Origin of the sequence: Stenotrophomonas maltophilia (genome assembly GCF_039555535.1) — a bacterium.
In the GTDB taxonomy this organism is placed as follows: Bacteria; Pseudomonadota; Gammaproteobacteria; order Xanthomonadales; family Xanthomonadaceae; genus Stenotrophomonas; species Stenotrophomonas maltophilia_Q.
The window spans coordinates 3,015,777-3,040,983 of sequence record NZ_CP154630.1 but is presented as its reverse complement, the minus strand read 5'-3'; the positions used below and the strand labels follow the sequence as shown (position 1 = coordinate 3,040,983).

The following is a 25,207-nucleotide window of genomic DNA, read 5'->3' as shown; positions in this document are numbered from 1 at the left end:
TAGGTGCCGAGCTTGCTCGGCACACCGATAGCGTTCCCGTTTGCGGCTTCTCCCTACGGCGCCGACCAAGGTCGGCATCTACCGGAAACCGGGCGTAGCCGGAACGAAAATACCGCCCTTGCAGGCGGCATTTTTGTAGGTGCCGAGCTTGCTCGGCACACCGATAGCGTTCCCGTTTGCGGCTTCTCCCTACGGCGCCGACCAAGGTCGGCATCTACCGGAAACCGGGCGCACCCGGAACGAAAATGCCGCCCTTGCAGGCGGCATTTTTGTAGGTGCCGAGCTTGCTCGGCACACCGATAGCGTTCCCGTTTGCGGCTTCTCCCTACGGCGCCGACCAAGGTCGGCATCTACCGGAAACCGGGCGTAGCCGGAACGAAAATGCCGCCCTTGCAGGCGGCATTTTTGTAGGTGCCGAGCTTGCTCGGCACACCGATAGCGTTCCCGTTTGCGGCTTCTCCTACGGCGCCGACCAAGGTCGGCATCTACCGGAAACCGGGCGCACCTGGAACGAAAATGCCGCCCTTGCAGGCGGCATTTTTGTAGGTGCCGAGCTTGCTCGGCACACCGATAGCGCCTGTAGAGCCGAGCCACGCTCGGCTACCTCTTCTGGTAGATGCCGACCTTGGTCGGCGCCGTTCGAAAAGCAGTCGAGCATGGCTCGACGCTACAGAAAGCGACATCGCGCGCCCGGGTAGATCCACGCCACGCGAGGATACCCTCGGTCATGCCGCCGAAGCGGCCACCTTCTCCAGGATCCGCTTGCCGCTGCTTTCCAGTGCAGCGTCTTCCTTTTCCTTCTGCTGCTGCGCCAGCTTCGCACCCGGGCACTGCGCCAGCATGTAATTGGCGTCGAAGTTGAGCTTCTCGACCAGGAAGTCGACGAACGCACGCACTTTTGGCGAGACCAGGCGGCCACCGGCGAACACGGCGTTGAAGTCCACTTCCGGACCGGTCCAGCCAGCGAGCACGCGGCGCACCATGCCCGATTCGACGAAGGGCTTGGCCATCACGTCGCCGGTCAGCAGCAGGCCTTCGCCACACACCAATGCCCCATTCAACGCAGACATGTCGTTGGCGGTCATCAGCGGGGTGACCGGGAAGTCGCGCAGTTCACCGCCGTTCTCGCCCAGCTGCCAGGTGAAGCGCGGCGAATTACCCGTGTGGTACGGCTTGCGCATGGCCAGGATGCGATGGAACTGCAGTTCTTCCGGGTGCAGCGGTTCGCCATAGCGCTCGATGTAGGCCGGGCTGGCGAACACCTGCGTACGCAGGCTACCCAGCTTGCGCGCGACCAGGTTGGAATCGGGCAGGGCCCCCACGCGCAGCGCAAGGTCCGCTTCACCTGCAATCAGGTCCAGCTTCTCGTTGCCCATGTGCATGTCCAGGCGGATCTCCGGGTACTGCGCATGGAACTGGCCCAGCAGCGGGGCGATCCAGGTGATGCCGATCGAATAGGGGACGGTGAAGCGCAGCCAGCCGCGCGGGCCGGACTGCAGCTGGCTCACCGCGCTCTCGGCTTCTTCCAGTTCGCGCGCGATGCGCTGGCAATGTTCGTGGTAGATCGAACCGGCTTCGGTCAGGCCGAGGCGGCGCGTGGTCCGGTGCAGCAGGCGCGCGCCCAGGCGCGTTTCCAGCTCCTGCACTTTGCGGCTGACCGTGGTCTTGGGCAGGCCGAGCGATTTGGCAGCGGCGATGAAGCTGCCTTGCTCGACCACTTTGACGAAGATCAGCGTCTCGTTGAGATCGTGGGACATGGTCGGGGATCCTGGACGTCGGGGATGGGACAATCGTGACAGAACGATTGGACCGGGAGCGGGATGATTATTCCCCTTAATCAGGACTAATCAAGTAAAGGTTTGAGGTCTATCGTGGCGCCATTCGTTAATTGGAGCCCGTCCGCCATGAGCCTGCGCAACATTCTTGCCCGACTCCGGAACGCCGGCCAGAACACCCTGGACCTGGCGATGACCGTCGAAGCCCGCCCGAGTTCCTTGGTACACAAGGACTTCCGTGAGTTTACCGCGCCCATGCGTCAGCAGCGTGGCGGCGCCCTCCGCCTGGTCCCTCACAAGGGTGACCGACTGCGTCGAATCGGGACTATCCCGGATATGGGAGGAAATGTCCCGTGAATGGGATGCTGACGCCCGAAGTCCTGGTCTTGGGCGGCACCGGTGCCGTCGGCCAGGGTGTGGTGGGCGCGCTGCTGGAGGCCGGCAGCCCGGTGTTGGTTGTCGGCCGCGATCCGGGCCGGCTGGCGGCGCTGCACGAGCAGTTCGCCGATGAGCCGGGCCTGGAGACGGTGCTGGGTTCGCTCAGCGACGACGGATCGGCGCGCGCGCTGGCCGAACGCATCGCGCAGCGCCCGCGCCCGTTGGCGGCAGTGATCGCCGCAATGGGTGGGCCATACCGCCGCGGTCGCGTGGTCGACCGCAACGGTGACGAACTGATGGGCGCGATGCAGGCCGATCTGATGCCGCACGTGCACGCGGTGCGTCACCTGCTGCCGCTGCTGCAGGACAACGTGCATGCACGGCGCTACGTGATGATCGGCAGCCCGGCCAACGCCAAACCGTGGGCGGGTTACGGCGAGACCTCGATCACCACCGCCGCGCTGCGCATGTACGCGCAGGTCGTGCACCAGGAGGCGCAGGCGCTGGGCGTGCGTGCGCAGATGCTGGAAGTCTGCAGCCCGGTCTGTACCCCGGCCAACGCGGCCAATGCCTGCATCGAGTGGCCCAGCTCGCTGCTGGTGGGTCGTCGCGTGGTCTCGCTGCTGGATGGTTGCCGCGACAACCGCGCCATCGTCCGCTGTGACAGCAGCGATGCCGAACTGCCGCGTGGCCTGCTGCACTTGGAAGTTCCCCCTTTGTGGCGCGATACCGCAGGCGTCGCTTGACCTCGACCATGGTTGAGGTCGCAGTATGCGGCGCCGATTTTTGCAACACGTTCTCATATAGCTGTACCACCCCTCCGTACGGATGCATGCCATGACTTCCCCCAATACCACCCCACATCGTTTCGGCCATCGCATCGCGATGGTCGGCGTGTCGATCCTCGCTGCGGCCGTGCTGGCGGCGTGCAGCGGCGGCCATGCCGAAGAAGCCGGTGCACCGCCTCCGCCGCAGGTCAGCGCAGCGCCGGTGCTGGTCAAGCAGGTCAGCCAGTGGGACGAATTCAGCGGCCGCGTCGAAGCGGTACAGAGCGTTGAACTGCGTCCGCGCGTGTCCGGCTACATCGACAAGGTCAACTACGTCGAAGGCCAGGAAGTGAAGAAGGGCGAAGTGCTCTTCACCATCGACGCGCGCAGCTACCAGGCCGAGTACGATCGCGCTGCCGCCGAACTGGCCCGCGCACGTACCCAGGCCACGCTGGCCCGCAGCGAGTCCGAGCGCGCCAAGCGCCTGTCCGAGCAGCAGGCGATCTCCACCGAGACCGCCGAGCAACGTCGTGCCGCCGCTGACCAGTCCGGTGCCGCCGTGCAGGCGGCGCAGGCCGCGCTGGATGCGGCCCGGCTCAATCTGGAGTTCACCAAGGTGCGCGCACCGATCGACGGCCGTGCCGGCCGCGCGATGGTCACCGCCGGCAACCTGGTCACCGCCGGCGACAGTGCCAGCGTGCTGACCACGCTGGTCTCGCTGGATACCGTGTTCGTCTACTTCGATGCCGACGAAAGCACCTTCCTGCGCTATGCCCAGATGGCACGCAAGGGCGAGCGCCCGAGCGAGCGTGACAGCGAGCTGCCGGTGAAGGTCGGCCTGTCCGGTGAGGAAGGTTACCCGCACTCGGGCAAGGTCGACTTCCTCGACAACCAGGTCGCCCGCAGCACCGGCACCATCCGCGTCCGCGCACTGCTGGACAACGCCGACCGCCAGTTCACCCCGGGCCTGTTCGCCCGCGTGCAGCTGCTCGGCAGCGGCCAGTTCCAGGCCCTGCTGATCGACGACAAGGCCGTGCTGACCGACCAGGACCGCAAGTATGTCTACGTGGTCGACAAGGATGGCAAGGCCCAGCGCCGCGACATCCAGCTCGGTCGCACCGCCGACGGCCTGCGCATTGTCGAACACGGCCTGGCCGCGGGCGACAAGGTGATCATCGACGGCGTGCAGAAGGTCTTCATGCCGGGCATGCCGGTGCAGGCCAAGGCGGTGGCGATGCAGCCACAGGCCGCGCCGGCACCGGGCCGCGATGCCACCGCCGCCCTGAAGCATTGACCCGCCGTCTCCTGATCCGCGTCCCCGCTTAGCTGCCGGCGCCAGCGGCAGCCTTCCCTGCCTTCGTCATCTCGGCGAGGGGCAGGGTGGCTGTTGCCCGCCGAATGCCTTTCCCAGGAATTCCTCCATGGACTTTTCCCGTTTCTTCATCGACAGGCCGATCTTCGCGGCGGTGCTGTCGATCGTGATCTTCGCCGCAGGCCTGATCACGATTCCAATCCTGCCGATCAGCGAGTACCCGGAAGTGGTGCCGCCGTCGGTGGTCGTGCGCACGGTCTATCCGGGCGCCAACCCCAAGGTCATTGCCGAGACCGTCGCCACGCCGCTTGAAGAAGCCATCAACGGCGTCGAAGGCATGATGTACCTGAAGTCGGTCGCCGGTTCCGACGGCGTGCTGCAGATGACCGTTACCTTCCGCCCGGGTACCGACCCGGACGCGGCGGCGGTGAAGGTGCAGAACCGTGTGGCGCAGGCGCAGGCGCGCCTGCCCGAGGACGTGCGCCGGCAGGGCGTGACCACGCAGAAGCAGTCGCCGACCTTCCTGATGGTGGTGCACCTGACCTCGCCGCAAGGCAAGTACGACACCCTGTACCTGCGCAACTACGCCCGCCTGCACGTCAAGGACGCGCTGGCGCGTATTCCGGGCGTCGGTGACGCGCAGATCTTCGGTGGTGGCGACTACGCCATGCGCGCCTGGCTGGATCCGGACAAGGTGGCTTCGCGTGGCCTGACCGCCAGCGACGTGGTGCGCGCCATGCGCGAGCAGAACGTGCAGGTGTCGGCCGGCCAGCTCGGCGCCGAACCGCTGCCGGACAGCAAGTTCCTGACCCTGATCAATGCCCAGGGCCGGCTGAAGACCGAAAAGGAATTCGGCGACATCGTGCTCAAGAGTGGCACCGATGGCGAGATCGTGCGCCTGTCCGACGTGGCCCGCCTGGAACTGGGTGCGGGTGACTACACCCTGCGCTCGCAGCTGGACGGCAAGAACGCGGTCGGTATCGGCATCTTCCAGTCGCCGGGTGCGAACGCGCTGGAAATCCGCGACCAGGTCATCTCGACGATGGACGAGATGCAGAAGACCATGCCGGCCGACGTGAAGTACGAAGCCGTGTATGACACCACCATTTTCGTGCGCGACTCGATCAAGGCCGTGGTCTCCACGCTGCTGGAAGCCATCGCGCTGGTGGTGCTGGTGGTGATCCTGTTCCTGCAGACCTGGCGCGCTTCGATCATCCCGCTCATCGCGGTGCCGGTGTCGGTGGTGGGTACCTTCGCCGCGTTGTACCTGCTGGGCTTCTCGATCAATACGCTGAGCCTGTTCGGCCTGGTGCTGGCGATCGGCATCGTGGTCGACGACGCGATCGTGGTGGTGGAGAACGTCGAACGCAACATCGAAGAAGGCCTGTCGCCCACCGCGGCGGCACACCAGGCCATGCGTGAAGTGTCCGGCCCGATCGTGGCGATCGCGCTGGTGCTGTGTGCCGTATTCGTGCCGATGGCGTTCCTGTCCGGTGTCACCGGCCAGTTCTACAAGCAGTTCGCGGTCACCATCGCCATCTCCACGGTGATCTCGGCGATCAACTCGCTGACCCTGTCGCCGGCGCTGGCCGCGCGCCTGCTGAAGGCCCACGGCGCACCGAAGGACGGCCCGAGCCGCCTGATCGACCGCCTGTTCGGCTGGGTGTTCCGTCCGTTCAACCGCTTCTTCAAGTCCAGCTCGGAGAAGTACGAACGTGGCGTGGCGCGCATCCTCGGCCGTCGCGGCGCGGTGTTCGTGGTCTACGCGGTCCTGCTGGTCGGTACCGGCGTGATCTTCAAGCTGGTGCCGCCGGGCTTCATCCCGACCCAGGACAAGCTGTACCTGATTGCCGGCGTGAAGCTGCCGGAAGGTTCGTCGATCGCGCGTACCGATGAAATGCTGCGCAAGGTCGCCAAGATCGCCCAGGAAACCGATGGCGTGGCCCACACCATCTCGTTCCCGGGTCTGAACGCGCTGCAGTTCACCAACACGCCGAACACCGGTGTGGCGTTCATTCCGCTCAAGCCGTTCGCCGAGCGTCATGGCCGTACCGCTGCGCAGATCAATGCCGAGATCAACCAGAAGATCGCCGGGCTGCAGGAAGGCTTCGCCTTCGCGATGATGCCGCCGCCGATCCTCGGCCTGGGTAACGGCAACGGCTACCAGATGTTCATCGAGGACCGTGGCAACCTGGGCTACGGCGCGCTGCAGAAAGCCGTGCAGGCGATGCAGGGCACCGTGGCGCAGACGCCGGGCATGGCCTTCCCGATTTCCAGCTACCAGGCCAACGTGCCGCAGCTGGATGCCGAGGTGGACCGCGTGAAGGCGAAGGCACAGGGCGTGCAGCTCACCGAGCTGTTCGACACCCTGCAGACCTACCTGGGTTCGGCCTACGTCAACGACTTCAACCAGTTCGGCCGTACCTGGCAGGTGATCGCCCAGGCAGATGGCCCGTTCCGCGAGACGGTCGAGGACATCGGCAAGCTGCGTACCCGCAACGACCGCGGTGAAATGGTGCCGATCGGTTCGATGGTCACCATCAAGCAGACCTTCGGCCCGGACCCGGTGCTGCGCTTCAATGGCTACCCGGCAGCGGACCTGGCCGGTGAAGCCGACCCGCGCCTGCTGTCCTCGGCCGAAGCGATGAACAAGCTGACCGAGATTGCCGGCAAGGTGCTGCCGGTGGGCATGACCACTGAATGGACCGACCTGAGCTACCAGCAGGCCACCCAGGGCAAGGCCGCCTTCATCGTGTTCCCGGTGGCGATCATGCTGGCCTTCCTGGTGCTGGCCGCGCTGTACGAGAGCTGGTCGCTGCCGCTGGCGGTGATCCTGATCGTGCCGATGACCCTGCTGTCCGCGCTGTTCGGCGTCTGGCTCACCGGCGGTGACAACAACGTGTTCGTGCAGGTCGGCCTGGTGGTGCTGATGGGCCTGGCGTGCAAGAACGCGATCCTGATCGTCGAATTCGCCAGAGAGCTGGAGATGGGCGGCAAGGGCATCGTTGAAGCGGCGCTGGAAGCCTGCCGCCTGCGTCTGCGCCCGATCGTGATGACCTCCATCGCGTTCATCGCCGGCACCGTGCCGCTGGTGCTGTCGCACGGTGCAGGCGCCGAGGTGCGCTCGGTGACCGGTATCACCGTGTTCGCCGGCATGCTGGGCGTGACCCTGTTCGGCCTGTTCCTCACCCCGGTGTTCTACGTGGCCCTGCGCAAGTTCGTCACCCGCAATGGTGGTGGCCAGCTGGTGCAGCACGGCGAGCCGACCATCCACCACTGACATGGAACCCCGTCGCCGCCGGTCATTGGCCGGCGGCGGCTTTCCCCTCACAAGGCATGAATCCATGAACACCCATCAGAACAAGATCGCGCTGGTCACCGGCGCCACCCGTGGCATCGGCCTGGAAACCGTGCGCCAGCTCGCCCAGGCCGGTGTGCACACGCTGCTGGCAGGTCGCAAGCGCGACACGGCAGTTGAGCTGGCACTGCAGCTGCAGGCTGAAGGCCTGCCGGTCGAAGCCATCCAGCTGGACGTGACCGATGCAGCCAGCATCGCCGAAGCGGTCGAGCAGGTACGCCAGCGCCATGGCCGCCTCGACATCCTGGTCAACAACGCCGGCATCATGATCGAGAACCCGGCGCAGGCGCCGTCGGAGCAGTCGCTCGAGACCTGGAAGCGCACCTTCGACACCAACGTGTACGCGCTGGTGGCGGTCACCCAGGCCTTCCTGCCGCTGGTCAAGCAGGCCAAATCCGGCCGCATCGTCAACGTATCGAGCATGCTCGGCTCGCAGACCCTGCACGCCGACCCGGCGTCGGGCATCTACGATTTCAAGATCCCGGCCTACAACGCCTCCAAGGCAGCGGTGAACAGCTGGACCCTGAGCCTGGCCTACGAACTGCGCAATACCCCGATCAAGGTCAACACCGTGCATCCGGGTTACGTGAAGACCGACATGAACGGCGGCAACGGCGAAATCGAAATCAGCGAAGGCGCACGTTCCAGCGTGGAAATGGCGCTGATCGGTGAATCCGGCGCCAGCGGCAGCTTCACCTACCTGGGCGAGGTGCTGCCATGGTGATGCGCACGTTGGCGATGGCCGTCTCCAGCCTGGTGCTGGCAGGCTGTGTCAGCGTCGGCCCCAACTACAAGGCGCCGGTACAGGAGCCTGTGGTGCTGCAGGGTGCGCAGCAGCCGGTGTTCAGCACCACCTCGCCGGTGGCCAGCTGGTGGGCGCAGTTCGATGATCCGGTGCTGGAACAGCTGGTGCACGGTGCACTGTCGGACAACCTCGACCTGCGCGTGGCGGTGGCCCGCGTCGGCCAGGCCCGTGCGGTGTTCGTCGAAAGCCGTTTCGACCAGGCCCCGCACATCACCGCAGGCGGCAGCTACGACCGCCGCAAGCAACCCGATCCGCAGCTGGGTGGGCAGCGGGTGTTCAGTGAAAGCTACCAGCTCGGCTTCGACGCCGGCTGGGAGCTGGATCTGTTCGGCCGCAAGCGCCGTGCTGCAGAAGCCGCGCGCGCCGACCTCGACGCCGAGCAGGCCAACCTGGCCGATGCACAGGTGCTGGTCGCCGCCGAAGTGGCGCGCAACTACTTCGAGCTGCGTGGCACGCAGAAGCGCATCGCCGTGGCCCAGCACACCCTGGCCAACCTGCGCGATACGCAGAAGCTGACCGAGGCGCGCTGGGAGCTGGGCGCCGGCAGCGAGCTGGATGTGCAGAGCAGCCGTGCCCGCCTGAAGGCGATCGAGGCCGATATCCCGCTGCTGGAAGTGGCCGAGACGCAGTCGCGCAACCGGCTGGCGGTTCTGCTGGGCCAGCGTCCGGAAACGCTGACCGCCATGCTTGCGCCGCACGACGTGCCGGCATTTGCCAAGGCGCTGCCGCTGGGCGATACCCGCGAGCTGCTGCGCCAACGCGCCGACGTGCGCGTGGCCGAGCGTCGCCTGGCCGCCGCCACCGCGCGGGTGGGCGTGGCCACTGCGGACCTGTTCCCGCGGCTGTCGTTGTCCGGTTTCGTCGGCTTCCTCGGCGGCGACGCCAGTGGCCTGGTCAATGGCAACAACAAGGCCTGGTCGCTGACCCCGTCGCTGAGCTGGGCCGCGTTCGACTTCGGCACCGTGCGTGCACGCCTGCGTGCCAGCAAGGCTGAAGCCGAGGGTGTGGCTGCGCAGTATGAGCAGGCCGTGCTGTTGGCACTGGAAGACACCGAAAACGCGCTGACCCGCTATTCCAAGCAGCAGGCGCGGCTGGCGATCGTGGTCGAGCAGGCGCAGGCGGCACGACGTGCCGAATCGCTGGCGCAGATCCGCTATCGCGAGGGCTCGGAAGACTTCCTGACCCTGCTGGATGCGCAGCGCACGCAGTTGGCGGCGGATGATGCATTGGCGGCGGCCGAGGCCGAAGTCAACGTCAGCGTGGTTGGTGTGTACAAGGCGCTGGGCGGCTGGGGGCAATCGCCGCAGCAACCCAGCGTGGCGCAGCTGCAGTAGGCATGAGGGGACGGAAGCCGCGGCTTCCGTCCCTTTCTGCTTCAGGGCCAGAGATTGGCCGGTACTGCGCGTTCGCGCATGCGCACGATGCAGAAGCGATGGCCGGTGGGCGCTTCCATCACCCACCAGCGTTTGACGAAGCCGATCCGGCGCGCGCCGAGCTTTTCCAGTCGATCTGCCTCGGCATCGATGTCGTCGCTCTCGATGTCCAGGTGCACCCGTGAAGGATGATCGACGCGCTGTACTTCCACGTTCAGGCCCGTGGGCGCCCCCTGCAGGTCGGCGTACTCGGCGCCATCTTCGGCATACGATGGCTGCGCCTGCAGACCGAGTGCGGCCGCCCAGAAGCGTGCGCCTTCGTCAGCGGGCGTGTCCTGGCAGTCGATGATGAATCCGGCCAGACGGCTCTGGTGCGCCATGACGTCCTCCGCAGATTGGGAATGGAGGCAGGGTAGCGCGTCGCGTGCTGTGGACGTTGTCACAGTCATGACGTTTCTGACTCTGCCGGAATCGGGGCCCGCGGTGTAACTAGTGGGGCAGATTCCAGGAGGGCAGGCGATGAGCGATGACAAGCGCGATACCCAGCGCATGCTGTTCGGTGATCCGGGGCCGCCTGGTGCAGGGCTGTCGGTAGCGGTCGTAGTGCTGATGGTATTGGCTACGATGGCGGCTGCGATCGGCTTCGTGCGCCTGCCGGACCAGATGCTGGGGCTGGGCCTGATCGGCATCTCCGTGTTTCTGGCGGTCGGTGCCCGCATCTGCCAGGCACGCAACCAGCATCAGGCGCTGTACCGGCTGATGTCGCGACAGCCGCCGCCGTAGCTGCGGCTGCCGCGCAGGTTCAGTGTTCCGGCCAGTCCAGCTCGACCACCAGCGGGAAATGATCCGACGGCAATACACCGTCGATGCGACGGTCATCGGTGACGAAGCTGCGTGCATGGAAGCCGCGCACCAGCACCCAGTCCAGCTGCACGGTGGCCTTGCCGGTGAAATCGTGGAAGGTCAGGCGTGGCCCCTGCGGAGCCTTCACCTGGGTACGGGTGTCCTGCAGCAGGCGGGTGAATGCCTTGTAGGTGTCACCACCGGGCTCGCTGTTGAAGTCGCCGGTCAGGACCACCGGCAGGTTGGCCGGCAGGGTTGCCAGATGCTTGCCGATCAGTTCGGCACCCTTCACCCGGCGCGGCTCGTCCTCGTCGCGGTAGGGCAGGTGGGTATCCATGAAGTAGAAACGACGGCCATCGTCCAGGCGCCGGAACAGGGCCCAGGTGACCATGCGCGGGTACAGGTTGCCCCAGGTGATGCTACCGGGCACCTCCGGCGTATCGGACAACCAGAAGTTGCCGGATTCCTCGACGGCCAGCACCTTGCTGTCGTAGAACACGCCCATGTGTTCGTCACCGCTTCCGCCGCGGCGGCCTTCGCCGAACCAGCGGTAACCGGGCAGGTGCTCGGACAGGAAGTCGGCCTGCTCCTTCACCAGCTCCTGGGTGCCGATCACGGCCGGGTGTGCATCGAGGATGACCTTGACCATGGCATCGCGACGGTCCGGCCAGCGCTTGCCCGGTTCGGTATCAGCCGGGGTGCGGACATTGAACGACATCACTTTCAGTGGCGCCGGTGCGGCGGCCCAGGCAACGGCAGGCAGAACAAGCGCCAACAGCGCACACAGCGCAGGGCGATGGAAGCGCGACAACATCGTGGAATCCCTCCATTCCATGAAAACGGTTTCATGGAGCATGCCATGGAAGGCGAGGGCAGCGGTATGCCGGGATGGGCGGATGGCAGGTGCCGGGCGGGCGGTGAAAGCGCCGCCCGGCGGATCGCGCGGGCGCGATCAGGAGATCATGTCTGCTCAGTCGGCGGGCAGGTACCACTGGCCATTCTGGTCAATCCAGTACACCCGGATGTAGGGAGTGCCATCCTCTTCGAAGTACGTCACTTCGCAACGTTGATGGTAATAGGGCCCCATCTTGACCCGGACGCAGTTCGTGTTCTCCGGACCACCGCCACCACCGCTGGCGGTGGCCTGGGACGACGTGGAGAGAGCTCCCACAGCAAGCATCAGTGCGGCCATCGAGGCCAGGTGCAGTTTCATGGGCATCATCCTTGTGTCTGCAATCGCGCATCTGCGCGGTGTCATGCAACTACCCCCGGTAGATCAGGCGACCGTGCGGCAGCTGCTGCGTACGCGCCGGCCCGGCTCGCGGCCCGGCGCAGTCCCTTCCCGGCTCAGTCGCGCAGGTAAGGGTTGCCGTACTCGTCGATCCAGTACTCGGCTGTGTAGACGTTGCCGAATTCATCGGTGTAGGTTTCCGTGCAGTGGTGGTGGACGCGGTTGCGGTCCACATTCACAGGCACACAGGAAACATTCTCTCTCGGGACCCCTGTGTTGGCGTCCGCCACCGGAGCCAGGGTTGCAGTTGCCACCACCAACGCGGCCATCGTGGCCAGTTGCAGTTTCATAAGCATCATCCTTGCTTTCTGCAATCGCGCACATGCGCATGGCGTGTGTAACACGCGAACCAGACCGCCGGAAGTGCCTCGCCGCGATCAGTCTTCGATCTCGCCGCGACGGCTGGCGGCACGCACTGCCTGCGCGGTGGTCGCCACACCCAGGCGTTGACGCGCGTGGCGCAGATGGTTCTCCACCGTGCGCGTGGAAAGCCCAAGCGTGGCCGCGATCTCAGCCTGCCGGCGGCCGGCGGCAACCCAGCGCAGCACTTCGCGCTCGCGGTTGCTCAGCGCGCTTCCCGAAAGCTCGGCAGGCGATTCGGCCAGGTGGCGTGCGGCTCGGAATGCTGCGGTTGCAGCAGCTTCCAGCTGCAGGCGCGCGCTGGCCGACGCGTCGATCGATGTCCCGGCAAAACTGATCGCGCCCTCCAGACCGGTGGTTCCGAATACCGGCACCTGCAGACCGTGCAGGCCTTCACCACGTGGCTGCGTCACCACCTGATAGCGTTCGCCACGAACGCCCTGGCGCTTGCTCCAGAAGAACGGCGCGTCACTGTCCAGTACGTGGCGGTTGACCGGACAGGCGTGCAGATAGCGCGCAAGGTCGGTACTGCTGCCGTCGCCGAACCAGTCGCCCTCGATCCAGTACACGCGTTGTGTACCGCGCTCCAGCCCGGTGCCGGTGGCGAACACCAGCACGCGGTCGTAGCCGAGTGGTGCCGCGATGCCTCGCAGGGCCGCGCCCACCGCACTCAGTGAGCGGGCGCGTTCCAGTTCCAGCAACGCCTGCACCAGTTCGCTCATCCGGGTCAGCGGCTGGCCAAGGCGTCGAGCAGCGTGCGCGCTGCCAGCTTGCCCAGCGCATTACCAGCCAGCGGACTGTCGCCGGTCAGCAGCAGGCGATCCTGCAGCACGCTGCCGTCGATGCCATCGTTGACGATCTGCACACCCTGCTGCGCCAGGCGCTCGCCGAAGAACCACGGCAGCTGCCCGGGCATGTAGCCGATCTCTGGCGTCTGCCGGTCCATCGCATCGGGGAAGGCACAGATGCGGTAGCCGCGGAACAGCGAACCGCCATCGGCCTCGTCCACGCCTGCAGCCAGCAGTGCGGCCGGACCGTGGCACAGGGTGATGATGTGGCGTTGCTGGGCCATCGCCCAGTGCAGGACGGCCTTCACCGCGCGGCTCTGCGGCAGCCCGATCAGGGCGCCATGGCCGCCGGGGATGAACACGGCGGCATAGTCCGAATCCGCATCGAGCCCGGTGACCACCTCGTCCAGCGGCAGCGGCTGACGGAAGCGCGACTCGTAACGTTCGTACAGTCCGCCGATCTCCGTGTCCTCGCGCGGGAACGCCCACCACTCGAATTTGGCGGCGTTGCCCGACAGCGTGGCGACATCGATGCCGAAGCCGGCCTTGTCGAGGTGGTACATCGGCAGCAGGGTCTCCACCGGATGATTGCCGGTTGAGAACAGGTGGCCATTGGCGGTGGGCAGGTAGCGCTCGTCGGCGGCGATCATCAGCACCTTCCAGCGACCGTCGCGGCGTGCGTCCGGATAGTCGGCGCCGGACAGGTTGCTCCTGGGCGATGTGAACTGTGACAGCGAGTAGGGCGACGGGAAGAAGGCATCGCGCTCGGCCGGGTCGGGGCTGGGCTGGCGGCTGGGCTCTTGCGTGGTCATGCGGACCTCCTGCGGGGAATGTGAGGCCAGCATAGGAGGGCGGGTGCGCACGCGCGATGAGGGATTTCCCTCAGTCGGATGTCGCCGGTGCCTGTTGGCGCCAGGCATTCGGGCTCATGCCGAACGCGCGGCGGAACGCACGACTGAATGCGGGTTCGGACAGATACCCGACGTCTCCTGCAATCTGCGACACCCGTCGGTTGCCACTGCGCAACATCTGCGCGGCCAGCTGCAGTCGCGATTCAGTCAGATAGCGCATCGGTGACATGCCGGTGGCGAGGCTGAATCGCTGCGCGAAATTCGAGCGGGACTGATTCAGGCACGCTGCAAGTGACTCGACGGTCCATGCGTGTGCGGGCTGGGCCTGCATCAACGCCAATGCTCGTCCGATCAGGGGGTCGGCCAAGGCGTGCAGACGCTGGCAGTTGTGCGGACCGGACGTTCCGAGCCAGTAGCGCAGGGTCCAGACAAACAGCAGGTCGAGCAGGCGTGACAGCATCAAGCCGCTGCCCAGCGTAGGCCGGGACGCTTCAGCCTGGATCGCGGCCAGGGTTACCGCCATCCAGTCGGCCGAATTGGCGGGAAATCCGCTTGGCATCCGGTCCACCCCTGGGACATGCAACCAACCGGGCAGGGCATCGAGCAGCAGACGGCTGCCGGGGCCATCGAACCCGAACGATGCGGTGGTCAGATGGGCCGGCCCCTGCGCGTCGGCGGCGCAGTCGATGCGATGCGTCCGGCCATGCGGCATCAACAGCAGCTCGCCCGTACGCAGCGGCACGACGGCCCTATCTGCATGCAGCCGCGCCGTGCCGTGCTCGATGAAGTGGAAGCACCCCTGGCCTTCGGCAATGGCGAGTGATCCGCCGGGTTGCATGACGTGGCGGCTGATGTCGCCGCCCTGCATGCGCGACGACTGGAAGATCGCAAACAGTGCGTCGGACCCAGCCTGGAGCGCTTCGGTGTTGTGGAGCCTTGGCATGGTTTTCAGGAGTCCGTGCATCGCCGCTGGCGGGGGCGATCCGTAGTCTGGTCAGGAGGCTTCAGGCAGCACGGGCTGCCACCAGCCAACCATCCCATCCAAGTGAGGAGTCCTGCAAGATGAGCAAGCCAAGCATCATTCTGGTTCATGGTTTCTGGGGCGGTGCCGCGCATTGGGCCAAGGTGATCCTGGAGCTCGATCGCCGAGGCTTCCGCGACCTGCATGCCGTGGAACTGCCACTGACATCGCTGGCCGACGACGCGGAACGCACCCGCCGCATGATCCGCCAGTTCCAGGGGCCGGTGCTGCTGGTCGGCCATTCCTATGGTGGAGCCGTGATCTCCGAGGCCGGAAACGAACCCAACGTGATAGGGCTGGTCTTCATTGCCGCGTTTGCGCCGGATGCGGGCGAGAGCCCCGGCGGCATTACCCAGCAGCAGCTGCCCGAGGCGGCGGCCAACCTGGCGCCAGACAGCGACGGTTACCTGTGGCTGCAGCCGGGCAGGTTCCACGAGAGCTTCTGCCAGGACCTGCCGGTCGACGAGGCGCGGGTAATGGCGGTCACGCAGAAGGCGCCTCTGGCGAGCACGTTCGGTGATGCCATCAGCGATCCAGCGTGGCGGTACAAGCCGAGCTGGTACCAGGTCTCCAGCGCCGATCACATGATCCATCCCGACAACCAGCGGCGCATGGCGGCGCGCATGCAGCCGCGTGCCACCCTCACGCTGGATGCCAGCCACGCGTCGCTGGCATCGCAGCCGGTAGCAGTGGCAGATCTGATCATCGACGCTGCAGCCGGCGGGGAAGGCTGAGCAGTTCGCGCCTGCCGCAGTGGCGGTGTTCCGGCAAGCCCGGGCACCGCCGCTGTGATGCGGCCGCGCTGGACAGCCAGCGGCCGTGATGATGTGGGCTACCTGTTCTGGCGGTCGTGCTCCTGCATGTCCTCATGCAGGATCCGCCGCAGCTCAACGATGGCCGGCGTGGCTTCCTGCACGCTGTGACCGGACACGATCACCTTCTCCGAGTCCGCGTGCGGCAGGTGCGAGCTCCAGTAGGGCACCAGTCCGTCGTCGGTCTTTTCCAGCGGACCATCGGCCTTGGCGCGCGCGATGATCGAGTGGTAGTGCACCTTCGGCGACATCGGCAGGTCGGCCACCGCGCGGACGAAGGGATCATCCTTGTCCAGGTTCTGGATGCTGTTCATCTGGTAGCCGTGCTTGCCGTCATTGCGGTCGATCTGACCATCGTTGGCAATGGTGGCCACGTCTTCCAGCACGGTCAGCGGCAACCGCACCAGGCGTCCGATCCAGCGGCCCAGGCGGGTGCCGGCCACGTCGGTGCCACGGTGCGGCGTGGCGATGAACACCACGCGCGACACTTCCGGTTCCGGCAGGAAGGTCAGCACCGGTGCGCCCTTGGTGCGCAGAAGCTCCTGTTGTGCAGGTGTCATCTGCGCGGTTGCCAGCAGCGTGTCCACCAGATGATCTCCGGAAGAGGAGATCATCAGCCGCGCGATCACGCCGCCCATGCTGTGCCCGACCAGCACCATGTCGTGCGACGCCTGCGCCTTGCCACTGGGATCGAAATGCTTGAGCACTTCGGCCAGCGTATGGCGCATTGCATCGTGGCTCATCGCGATGGGCATGTTGGTCGGGTAATAGAACTGCCAGATCTGGAAATCCTGGCGGATCTCGTCGTCACGCATCAGCTCGTTGGCAACGTTGACCCAGGCTTCCGGGCTGCTGGCCAGGCCATGGATCATCAGCAGCACGCGGCGGTTGGGATCGTACGGCTGCATCATGTACAGATGCGGCGTGTCGATGCCGCCCTTGCTGCCGAACAACGAGCGCAGCGACTGGTGGCTGAAGTTGGAACGGGCAAGCCACAGCGCGTAGCCAGCCGTGAAGTTCGCGGCCAGCGGCACCTGCTGGCCATGCAGGGTGACTTCCGTGACCTGGTAGGGGTCGTGGATCTCCAGCTTCGGCTCGTCGTCGTGCAGCACTTCCCACAGGTTCTTTCCCGAGAAGCGCAGCAGCACCGTCATCGACGGCGACGGCATCTCGCTCCAGCTCTGCGTGGCCGGAGCGCTGGCCTGCGTGGCAGGCGTCGCTGCCGGCGGCGTCGTGGTCGTGGCGGCTGCAGGATCGTCCATCACCGCTACCAGCTCGGCACCGAAGCCATCGCGGCGGTGCACGCTGCGCAGCGTGCCGGTGAACGACAGCGAGGCCGCCGGCACCAGCTCGGTGGGGGTGCGCGTATCCAGCGGCGATGCTTCGCCTGAAGGGGCCAGCACAAAGGTCCATCGGCCCAGCTGGAAGTGGCTGGCTTCGCTGTGCACGCGCCCGGTGGCATACGCGTTGTACAGCTGCACCGAGGCTTCCTGCACGGCCAGGTTGTAGTAGTCGCGCACCTGGGTCTGGCGGTCTTCGAAGCCGCGCTGGTTGGCGGTGCGCTCGGTGAAGAACAGATAGGCGTAGGCCTGGCGCGCGACCTGCATCCACGCGTCCAGGCGCGGTTGGAAATCGGCATCCAGCTCGTTGATCGCGCTCTTGGCACGGCCGGAGGTGGAGTACTCGCGCTTCGGCGCGGGCAGGGTCATTGCATACTGCAGCCACAACTCGGACAGACTCGAACGCTTGTCCTCCTCGCGCACCACGATGCTGCCTTCCATCGCTTCGATGCAGGGCAGGCCCGGCTTGGCGCAGACGCCTTCATCCAGGCCGGCCACGCGCAGCGTTTCCATCGTCGCCGAGCTGAGCTTGCCGGTGGTGAGGATGTCGCCGCGCTTGAGCGCGATGTACTGGCCGGGCGTGACCGAAGTCACCTGCACCGAGGGGCCGAACTGGCGCAATGTCGCGCAGCCGCCCAGGGTGAGCAGCACGGTGATGATGAGGGTCGTGCGGCCGATGAAGCCCAAGCCCATGGTAGCCATACGATCCTCCTGCGCGGTCGCGCCACTCTAGCGGTCGGCCTGTCAAAGCGGAAGATACCGGGCGGTCGGTTTGGGCCCCTGAGCCGCTGCCGTGCAAGCGATTCAGACAGGTTCGTGTGACACTGGGGTGAATGGAGCGATGCAGGGACTGCGATGACGTGGCTTGAGACCCGGATCCCGCCGCCGCTGGTGATGCTGCTATGCGCGGGGATCGGCTGGCTAGGGAGCCGACTGTGGCCGGAGGCGGCGTTGCCCCTGCCGATGCCGGCGCTGATGGCAGGCGGGGTGATGGCGATTGGTGTGGCGCTGAACCTGCTGCCGAAGCTCGCGTTCCAGCGGGCGCGCACCACGGTCAATCCGCTGCGCCCTTCAGCATCGAGCGCGCTGGTCATGCACGGCGTGTACCGCTACACGCGCAATCCGATGTATCTGGGCCAGGCAACGATCCTGGCCGGTGCAATGTTGTACCTGCAGAACGCGATCGCGTTGCTGGCTGTACCGTTGTTCGTGCTGTACATCACCTGGCTGCAGATCATGCCGGAAGAGCGGGCGTTGCTGGCCCGCTTTCCCGAGGTGTATCCGTTGTTCCGCCAACGTGTGCGGCGTTGGCTGTAGCGGGGATCAACCCGTTACCGGGTGATCTGGCACTTCACGGCAGCGGAATAGCCTTCGTAGTCGTCGCCTGCGATCACGTGCAGGGTGTGTCGCTTGTCGATGGCCTTCACGTATGAAGGCTCTTCCGTGTTGGCGTGCTCGTTGACCGTGGTTACTGACCATGCCTTGGCCAGACGCTTGGAATCAACGCCGTTCAAATAGACGAAGAGGCTCTTCTCGCCCTCGGCCACGTTCACATCGGCACTGGTGACGGTACCGCCGAACAGGGCGACCGGCTTGTCCTCCGGCTCGAAGGTGCCACCCGGTTTCCTGGCCAGGCCAGCGGCCTGCAGTGCATCGATGGCTTCAGCCTCGCTGAAGTTGGAGCCGGCCTTGCAGGCGAGCAGGGCTTCCAGCGTGGCGGTGCCGGGGGGCGCGATGGCCGGTGCGGCGGCGAGCGTGGCTGGGGCTGCGGCGAATGCGGCGAAGAGCAGGGTGAGGGCGAGAGGGGCTTTCATGGCAGGTCCTTCAACGTGTTGCGGGATAGCCGGTGGCGGGGCGAACAGACCCGGCCACCGGCGACATTCGACGCGATGGGTCAGTCGAACCAGACCAGTGGCATGTCGGCATTGAGCGACATGTGGCGGAAATCTCCCAATACCTGGGCCACGGCCTGCACAGTGTGGCAGCCCGTCCCCAGCGCGGATGATCCCGCGCTCAGGTAGCTGGCGGAGATGGTGCGGGTGCTGACCGAGTCCGGCTTGGAGCCCAACTGCTGGGTGCCGAGGCTGCCCACCTGCTGGCCATCGATCTTCAGGAACAGGAACACGCTTCCGCCACCGTCGTTCGGGTCACCCTGCACGCGGGACTTCGTCGAGAAAAGCACCACGCCGTTGTGCCCCTGCGGAATGCAGACCTGGCCCTCGCCAATGACCACCTGCGAGCCCACCGACGGACAGCCCGGCGCGAAGCCATTGGTCCCGACGCAGACATAGGCGAATCGGCGGTAGGGGCCTGCGGCGGCGTAGTTGAATCCAGGATTCAACCCCTTTCCGACCACGCCAAAGCCGTTGGACAGCGTCACCAGTCGGGAGTTGGCGCCGAACTTGTACTTTACGTTGTTGGTGTTGGCGTCCTGCGGTTGGTAGTACGGCGATTCGGACGCGACGAAGCTGACAGTGCTGTAAGCCGGCGGATTGACGAACAGGCCCTGCGAATAGAAGGGAGCCTGCGTTTCTGCGCCACTGAAGATGTCATTGATCGACCAGGTCATCGATTCGATGCCGGGCTCCTGCTCGTTCAGGAAAATTCCCATCATGCCATCGCCGTAGTTGCCCCACGCGAACGCGCGGCCGGAAGCCATGGCCACGATGGGGCCACCGGGATTACCGGCCTGGGCAGTCATCAGCAGCTTGCGGTCCTTGGCCTGCAGCGCCATTCCTTCAGGGCTGCCGACCGTATTGAAGTCCAGCTGTGCGGTGTCACTCGCAAGGCCGCTGTTGGTAACCGCGCCCGCAGAGGTGATGAGCACGGAGAGGTTGCTGGCGGAGCCGAAATTGACGGCCGAACCGATGGCCTGCCCGGCCAGGTTGACCGTATGGCGTCCGGCAGGCAGGTACTTGGCACCGATGACATTGAAGGAGTGCTGTTGGGCCGACGTTGACTGCCGCCAGTCGATGTAGCTGTCGTTGGAGACCACCTCACCGTTGATGGTGATGTAGGCATTGGCAGCCGAGCTGCCGCCAGGGAAGTACCGTCCATCCGACTGCACGTACACCCAACCGGGGGCGCTCAGATCGATGGTGCTCGAAAGCAGGGTTGCCGTGCCGGGTTGTACGCGCTGGTCAGCGGCCAGCTGTAGATAGCGGGAGCCTGGCGTGGCAGCGGAAGCCTGCCCCAGTGCCAACGCCACGGCCAAGCCCACAAACAGTGTGATGCGCTTCATCTGATGTCCTTTCAGGTTTCGGGTCACGTCGTGTGACGCATGGACTCTACTGGATCCGGATCTCAGCTTCTGTGACTGGCTCCCGATGCGGGTGGCATTGGGGGAGGTCGGATCAGCAGGCGGGGGCGCCATCTTCGGGAAACAAAAAAGCCGGAGCTCCGTTGCGGGAGATCCGGCTTCTTGCGGCCTCGACAGGCCATACAGATGGTGGAGGTGGGCGGAGAGGTCTCACAAGACCTGTAACTCACTGATTCCACTCATAATATTGGGGTGGCGACCGTTAGCGCGGCGATACCTCAAACGATACATGATCCTAATTTGGTTGGGCGGCGCAGCGCAAGCCTTGGGCATCGGCGGTACTGAGAACCACGCAAAGACATCTGCAAGGACGCTATGTGAGCACTCAGATTCCTCTCCGGGTTCGAGAGCGGGATCGGGTCGACCTGAACCTAACCTCTTGAACCTTCAGCAGATCGCAAACCGGACATGTGTCCTGTGTTGCCTCCTGCCTACCACAGCTGTCAACTGGTCTGCTACGGGATGGCCTTCACAAAGATAGATGCCGATAGCTCATAGTTGAGATCGCTGTCTTATGAATGGGTCACGTTCTTGATCGGGGCGCCCCTATTTCACACGTCGCTTACTTTGCGCTCCGATTGCGATAATTTATAGGCGCCGACCTGTTCAGCTAGAGAGCTGATGAACCGTTACCAGCAAATTGTTGAGCTATCCGACGACTGCATCAAAGAGATCGATCTCGATGGCGTCGTGCGCGCGGTCAACGGAAAGGGTTTGAATCTGCTGAGAGCGTCTACTTCCTCTGACGTTTTGGACAAATCTTGGGTCGAGTTGTGGCCTGTTGCAGCGCACGACCGGGTGCTAGGAGCGCTTGAGTGCGCGAGAAACGGTGAGAGCTCTACCTTCGAAGCTTCATGCCCTGTTTTCGACGGTGAGCTTCGTGATTGGTGGGTGCGCGTCAGTCCACTCGTGGAAAACGGAGCGGTCGTTGGAATTTTAGCCGTTAGCTCAGACGTCACGGCGCGAAACCGTGCGATGAAGGCTGCTGAAGTGTTGCAGCTTGCGCTGGCGGATAGGGCAGAATTGCTGCGTAAAAGGGATGCATTTGGCAGTGACTCTAACGCCGGGACGATCAGAGACTTGGAGTCTAGGCTCTTGGCCACCAACTTGGCCTATCAAGAGCTCGAAGTGATGCATCACCAGGCAGCTGAGGAGCGTAAGTTCGCCCTAGCTGCCCAACAAGCTGCCGAAATGATAGCCGAGCAGGCTCAAAAGGGTGAGGCTGTTGGTCAATTGCTCGCGGGCGTGGTGCACGATCTGAACAACATTCTGCAATCTGCTGTCGCTGCGGTGGATCTGGTGCTGGGCAGTGGCGAGCTGAGCGAAGCAAACGCACGCTATTTGAAGGTGGCTGAAGCCTCACTGGAGCAGGGCGGCGCGTTGTCCAAGCGCCTTATCGGGTTTGCGCGGCGCCATCCGTATGAGCCGGAAGCGTTGAGTCTTTCCGAGCTCGTTCAGAGCATGACACCTCTTCTGCTGCAGGCGGTGGGTGACAAGGCCGAGTTCGTGGCAGACATCACTGAGCAGGCGTGCTGCGCTATGGTGGATCGAAACACGATTGAGCGTGCGCTGCTGAACTTGGTGATCAACGCGCGTGATGCTTGCCGACCAGAAGACCAGATAGTGGTCAGGACTGGGACCCTGAGGCTCCAGGGCCTCGATCCATCGGACGACCGTGTCGAAGGTGACTATGTGACTCTCAGCGTCATCGATACGGGGGAGGGGATAAGCGAAGATGTTAAGGAGCGGCTGTTCGAGGTCTACTTCACCACCAAGCCTGTCGGGCAGGGATCTGGACTGGGTCTTGCACAAGTCCATAGCGCCGTGCGTCAAGCCGGTGGATTTGTTACCGTCACTTCTGCGCTTGGGGAAGGGGCATGCTTCGAGCTCGCTTTGCCGAAGCTGAGTTGACTGGTGAACCGGGCTGCGCTGCTAAAGATAGGTCAATGGTGATCTACCGGCTGAAGTTCATTTGCGTTGATTCCTGCCTAGAAGAAAGCGCAGCCCCGTAGAATCATTCCGATCTCATGAAGCGGTCTGGAAGACCCCGGCGCTTGAAGTCAAGTTCTCCGGCATGGTTTTCAGGATTGATTTCGGCTACATCTCGGTGTTTACGCCGAAGGCCACCGCCTTTGTCGAAGAGGAATGCGAGCGCAAGCAGAAAGCAGCACCGTCCTTCTGATCAACCATGAGGTGGCTATGTCGCATAGCAAGGTGTCGCGCCGCTGCCGATTGTTGAACGAACTGGCGCTTCTGTTCGTCGGACCGCTGACCTCTTGGTTAGCTTTCGGACTTCTGGTGCGGTTCCAAGAGTTACCGGCATCGCTGGACCGATTGCCTTTCACGTGGGCCTACTATCTGGGGATTACGGCGCTTCCCATGCTCTTCGGACTGATACTAACTGCATTTGTTCGACCTGCGTATGGATGGCTTGTCTATGCGCTGGGCAGTGCCTTTATGCTCTACGGTCAAGCCAAGTTGCTTGCCCTGCCGCCAGTCCACTGACAGAGATTCGCAATGCTGAAAGATTTTCCTCGCCCGCTGGCGTCCGTCATCGGTGATGTGGTGGGCAACCACACTCAGCATCACCAGACACTTGAAAACATGATGTATGAGGCCGGTGCATCTGGCGATCCACCGGAAGGTAGCTGCGTTCGAAAGGTGACAGAGTGGTTTGTAAGAGAGGGAAAGGATGACCCTTCCAAGTCGCTCACTATCCTCGGGAAATTCATCGAGACACTTATGGACGGCGAGGTGTCGCGTTGGGACCCCGACCGCGAGCTCACGGCTCGCAAGCGCATCACCGAGGCCCTCGCTCGCTACCAACTGAGCTACGCGTTTGGCGGAAGGATTTTGGGTGCGCACAGCGTGACCGCGCCCAGCCGAGCGTTCGCCGATGCGCTAAAAGAATTCTCTGTGGCTGAAGTCGAAGAAGAATTTGAGAGGGCACTTCGCTCTGTGGAGAGCGATCCAGCTTCTGCTGTGACAGCGGCATGTGCGATTGTTGAGGCGTTGTGCAAGCACTACATCGCTACGGAGGGCCTGGAACTACCTTCAAATCAGACCGTCAAGCCGCTTTGGGTAGTGGTCGCCAAGCACCTCAAACTGTCGCCTGAGCAGCTGGAAGATGATGACCTCAAGCGAGTTCTCGCGGGGCTTAGCTCGATCATTGATGGCATCGGCGCCTTCCGGACTCATGCGGGTAGTGCCCACGGGCAGCACAAGCGCACGTATAAGGTCGCTCCGCGCCATGCTCGACTAGTTGTTCACTCCGCGCACTCACTGTGCTTGTTTGTTGTGGAGACCTGGAAGGAACGCAAGAAGAGCGGTACAAGTAGGCTGAAGGCTTAAGGGGGGGAGCTATGGGGATCGTTGGCTTTCTGAAGTCGCTTGTGGGGGCAAGGCGTCCAACTGCTCCTCAAGGTCAGGTGCCGCAAGAGGCTGGCTACAAGGCGTTCGAAATCACGCCAAGCGATGACGTGTTTGATTGCTACGACGCCGTATTCGACCAAGCGATGGCGAAGGTGTCGGGTCTCCCTGCGGAAGACGTGGACGCCATCAAGGACTACATCATGGCTGTTGAAGGAGGCTTCTTGAATGCTCACGGATACTACGAGCACGTATGGGAAAACTACTTCGCAGGTCGTTCTTGGCGATGGCTTGAACATGAGGAATGGCTATCGGTCTTCTCGGAACTGGGCCGCTTCCCGCTCAACTTTCCTCAGTCCGTGCCGTCTCAGCCGCCATCCGTTTCTGCATTGTTACAGCGGATGAAGGTTGCTGACTTGAAGCTGCTGTGTAAGTGCTGCTCAGTGAGTTTCAACTCAAAGACTAACAAGGCCCAGCTGATTGGGATGCTGGAACTGATTCCAAATATAGAGAAGCAGCCCCAGCTTCAGTCCACCGCGTCTCAGATCAACTCTGAGGCGAAGCGGTCCCTCTACTCTCTACTCATGCGGACAATCCAGTTCCGGGCAATGAGCCTGCACAACAAGAGAAGAGCTCACGCCATCGGAGTGACAGAGTTCAGGGTCATGCACACTTTCGAGCAGGATAGAGAGTTTGTGGAGTTGGCTTGGAGGAGAGTGCCAGATGGACTTCCCCCTTTGTTTCCGGGTGACATGAGTGGATTACGCTCCGTAATCCCATCATTTGATAGCTAAGCTCTGCAACCCTAAGGATGCCCGAAAGAACTCTGCGGGGCTCCTTACTGCACTTTTCAATTGCTGGTGTTACCTGATTTATGATGACAAAGCATGGGGTCTTCGGTGGAATCTATTTGTCTCTAAAGAATCTCGCTTCCTGGCCGATATGATGATCGGTGGTTTGGTCTGTCTCACCAGATTAAATAACTTGCAAAGATGGAATGCTGAATTTTTCAATAAAAGGGAATGGTCCGAATGTGGAAAAAAAGCGACGCAGTTGGGCTTATTGGGGGTGCAGCGGTCGTCTCCGCCGTGCTGTGGATTGTCTGTCCTGTCATAAACAATCCGGCGCTTAGTTTAGGATTGCGCATCGGCATCGGCTTAGCGTTCGTGATAGCGATTACATTTATTGCTGATAGCATCTACCTAAGCGTTATGCAGGTGGGTAGGACGTTAATCAAGATGCGAACAACCTTAATTTCTATTTATATCGCCATCCTCCTGGTTGGATTTGGCGTTTCCAGATTGCTTGTTCTCTTGGGATGGTGAATCGAGTTTCTTTTTAAAAGTGAGATACAGTAGAAGTGCATAAATAACTATGGCAAGTGCAATCATTAACATAAATTAGTTCCGTGCTTTTAATTTGAAATATAGATAGCACGGTTTTGA

25 protein-coding genes are annotated in these 25,207 nt (G+C 63.6%); 14 read left to right on the top strand and 11 right to left on the bottom strand.

All coding sequences use genetic code 11. The features are described from left to right. Positions 1-725: 725 nt before the first annotated feature. A complete protein-coding gene (locus AASM09_RS13990) occupies positions 726-1,757 on the bottom strand; it encodes a LysR family transcriptional regulator (RefSeq protein WP_005409107.1) in 1,032 nt (343 codons plus the stop codon). A gap of 147 nt (positions 1,758-1,904) precedes the next feature. Between AASM09_RS13990 and AASM09_RS13985 the strand changes: the two genes are divergently transcribed. The 6 genes from AASM09_RS13985 (at position 1,905) to AASM09_RS13960 (ending at position 9,729) form a co-directional block, all read left to right on the top strand. Next, a complete protein-coding gene (locus AASM09_RS13985) occupies positions 1,905-2,132 on the top strand; it encodes a hypothetical protein (protein WP_049429140.1) in 228 nt (75 codons plus the stop codon). Further along, positions 2,129-2,899, top strand: coding sequence for an SDR family NAD(P)-dependent oxidoreductase (locus AASM09_RS13980; RefSeq protein ID WP_049429139.1), 771 nt, complete (start codon positions 2,129-2,131; stop codon positions 2,897-2,899). Before AASM09_RS13985 ends, AASM09_RS13980 begins: the two co-directional genes overlap by 4 nt. A gap of 91 nt (positions 2,900-2,990) precedes the next feature. Continuing rightward, a complete protein-coding gene (locus AASM09_RS13975) occupies positions 2,991-4,214 on the top strand; it encodes an efflux RND transporter periplasmic adaptor subunit (RefSeq protein WP_049429138.1) in 1,224 nt (407 codons plus the stop codon). 127 nt (positions 4,215-4,341) lie between these two features. Beyond that, on the top strand, positions 4,342-7,512 hold the full coding sequence (locus tag AASM09_RS13970) for an efflux RND transporter permease subunit (RefSeq protein ID WP_049429137.1): 3,171 nt from the start codon (positions 4,342-4,344) through the stop codon (positions 7,510-7,512). Between the two features lie 64 nt (positions 7,513-7,576). Beyond that, complete coding sequence (locus AASM09_RS13965; protein ID WP_049429136.1) at positions 7,577-8,314, top strand: SDR family oxidoreductase; 738 nt, start codon at positions 7,577-7,579, stop codon at positions 8,312-8,314. Beyond that, positions 8,308-9,729 (top strand): efflux transporter outer membrane subunit, encoded by a 1,422-nt coding sequence (locus tag AASM09_RS13960; RefSeq protein ID WP_049429135.1) that lies wholly within the window; start codon positions 8,308-8,310, stop codon positions 9,727-9,729. The genes AASM09_RS13965 and AASM09_RS13960 overlap by 7 nt, the downstream gene beginning before the upstream one ends. A gap of 41 nt (positions 9,730-9,770) precedes the next feature. Here the strand turns inward: AASM09_RS13960 and AASM09_RS13955 are convergent, their stop codons facing one another. Then, entirely contained in the window at positions 9,771-10,148 is a 378-nt protein-coding gene (locus AASM09_RS13955) for a VOC family protein (protein WP_049429134.1), read from the bottom strand. Positions 10,149-10,287: 139 nt separating this feature from the next. Here AASM09_RS13955 and AASM09_RS13950 point away from each other — a divergent pair, with 139 nt between their 5' ends. Next, the gene (locus AASM09_RS13950) at positions 10,288-10,551 is read left to right on the top strand and encodes a hypothetical protein (RefSeq protein WP_049429133.1); all 264 of its coding nucleotides are present in this window, start codon (positions 10,288-10,290) and stop codon (positions 10,549-10,551) included. A 19-nt stretch (positions 10,552-10,570) separates the two neighbouring features. Here the strand turns inward: AASM09_RS13950 and AASM09_RS13945 are convergent, their stop codons facing one another. The 6 genes from AASM09_RS13945 to AASM09_RS13920 form a co-directional block, all read right to left on the bottom strand. Continuing rightward, positions 10,571-11,425 (bottom strand): endonuclease/exonuclease/phosphatase family protein, encoded by an 855-nt coding sequence (locus AASM09_RS13945; RefSeq protein ID WP_049429132.1) that lies wholly within the window; start codon positions 11,423-11,425, stop codon positions 10,571-10,573. 156 nt (positions 11,426-11,581) lie between these two features. Next, on the bottom strand, positions 11,582-11,824 hold the full coding sequence (locus AASM09_RS13940; protein WP_049429131.1) for a hypothetical protein: 243 nt from the start codon (positions 11,822-11,824) through the stop codon (positions 11,582-11,584). Between the two features lie 134 nt (positions 11,825-11,958). After that, a complete protein-coding gene (locus AASM09_RS13935; RefSeq protein ID WP_049429130.1) occupies positions 11,959-12,192 on the bottom strand; it encodes a hypothetical protein in 234 nt (77 codons plus the stop codon). 87 nt (positions 12,193-12,279) lie between these two features. Next, on the bottom strand, positions 12,280-12,984 hold the full coding sequence (locus AASM09_RS13930; protein ID WP_049429129.1) for a PA1136 family autoinducer-binding transcriptional regulator: 705 nt from the start codon (positions 12,982-12,984) through the stop codon (positions 12,280-12,282). 5 nt (positions 12,985-12,989) lie between these two features. After that, on the bottom strand, positions 12,990-13,862 hold the full coding sequence (hchA, locus tag AASM09_RS13925) for a glyoxalase III HchA (RefSeq protein WP_049429128.1): 873 nt from the start codon (positions 13,860-13,862) through the stop codon (positions 12,990-12,992). Between the two features lie 70 nt (positions 13,863-13,932). Further along, positions 13,933-14,865 carry an AraC family transcriptional regulator gene (locus tag AASM09_RS13920; RefSeq protein WP_238378624.1) on the bottom strand — a complete coding sequence of 311 codons (933 nt, stop codon included), beginning with the start codon at positions 14,863-14,865 and terminating at the stop codon, positions 13,933-13,935. A 98-nt stretch (positions 14,866-14,963) separates the two neighbouring features. Between AASM09_RS13920 and AASM09_RS13915 the strand changes: the two genes are divergently transcribed. Then, positions 14,964-15,656 carry an alpha/beta hydrolase gene (locus AASM09_RS13915; RefSeq protein ID WP_049429126.1) on the top strand — a complete coding sequence of 231 codons (693 nt, stop codon included), beginning with the start codon at positions 14,964-14,966 and terminating at the stop codon, positions 15,654-15,656. Between the two features lie 98 nt (positions 15,657-15,754). Here AASM09_RS13915 and AASM09_RS13910 read toward each other — a convergent pair whose 3' ends face one another. Beyond that, positions 15,755-17,776 carry an esterase/lipase family protein gene (locus tag AASM09_RS13910; RefSeq protein ID WP_100443614.1) on the bottom strand — a complete coding sequence of 674 codons (2,022 nt, stop codon included), beginning with the start codon at positions 17,774-17,776 and terminating at the stop codon, positions 15,755-15,757. A 153-nt stretch (positions 17,777-17,929) separates the two neighbouring features. Between AASM09_RS13910 and AASM09_RS13905 the strand changes: the two genes are divergently transcribed. Next, positions 17,930-18,391 (top strand): methyltransferase family protein, encoded by a 462-nt coding sequence (locus tag AASM09_RS13905; protein WP_049429124.1) that lies wholly within the window; start codon positions 17,930-17,932, stop codon positions 18,389-18,391. Positions 18,392-18,405: 14 nt separating this feature from the next. On the opposite strand, the gene AASM09_RS13900 is transcribed toward AASM09_RS13905, so the two are convergent. Both AASM09_RS13900 and AASM09_RS13895 read right to left on the bottom strand, forming a co-directional pair. Beyond that, the gene (locus AASM09_RS13900; RefSeq protein WP_049429123.1) at positions 18,406-18,888 is read right to left on the bottom strand and encodes a hypothetical protein; all 483 of its coding nucleotides are present in this window, start codon (positions 18,886-18,888) and stop codon (positions 18,406-18,408) included. A gap of 80 nt (positions 18,889-18,968) precedes the next feature. Further along, on the bottom strand, positions 18,969-20,315 hold the full coding sequence (locus AASM09_RS13895) for a hypothetical protein (RefSeq protein ID WP_049429122.1): 1,347 nt from the start codon (positions 20,313-20,315) through the stop codon (positions 18,969-18,971). Between the two features lie 699 nt (positions 20,316-21,014). Between AASM09_RS13895 and AASM09_RS13890 the strand changes: the two genes are divergently transcribed. The 5 genes from AASM09_RS13890 to AASM09_RS13870 all read left to right on the top strand — a co-directional run bounded on the left by AASM09_RS13890 (position 21,015) and on the right by AASM09_RS13870 (position 25,087). Next, positions 21,015-22,304: an ATP-binding protein gene (locus AASM09_RS13890; RefSeq protein WP_262243323.1), complete on the top strand. Its 1,290-nt coding sequence runs from the start codon at positions 21,015-21,017 to the stop codon at positions 22,302-22,304. 288 nt (positions 22,305-22,592) lie between these two features. Next, positions 22,593-22,898, top strand: a complete 306-nt coding sequence (locus AASM09_RS13885; RefSeq protein ID WP_262243322.1) for a hypothetical protein — start codon at positions 22,593-22,595, stop codon at positions 22,896-22,898. A 12-nt stretch (positions 22,899-22,910) separates the two neighbouring features. Next, on the top strand, positions 22,911-23,744 hold the full coding sequence (locus AASM09_RS13880; protein WP_262243321.1) for an abortive infection family protein: 834 nt from the start codon (positions 22,911-22,913) through the stop codon (positions 23,742-23,744). Positions 23,745-23,755: 11 nt separating this feature from the next. Beyond that, positions 23,756-24,556: a hypothetical protein gene (locus AASM09_RS13875; RefSeq protein WP_262243320.1), complete on the top strand. Its 801-nt coding sequence runs from the start codon at positions 23,756-23,758 to the stop codon at positions 24,554-24,556. Between the two features lie 237 nt (positions 24,557-24,793). Continuing rightward, a complete protein-coding gene (locus tag AASM09_RS13870; RefSeq protein ID WP_262243319.1) occupies positions 24,794-25,087 on the top strand; it encodes a hypothetical protein in 294 nt (97 codons plus the stop codon). Positions 25,088-25,207: the final 120 nt, after the last annotated feature.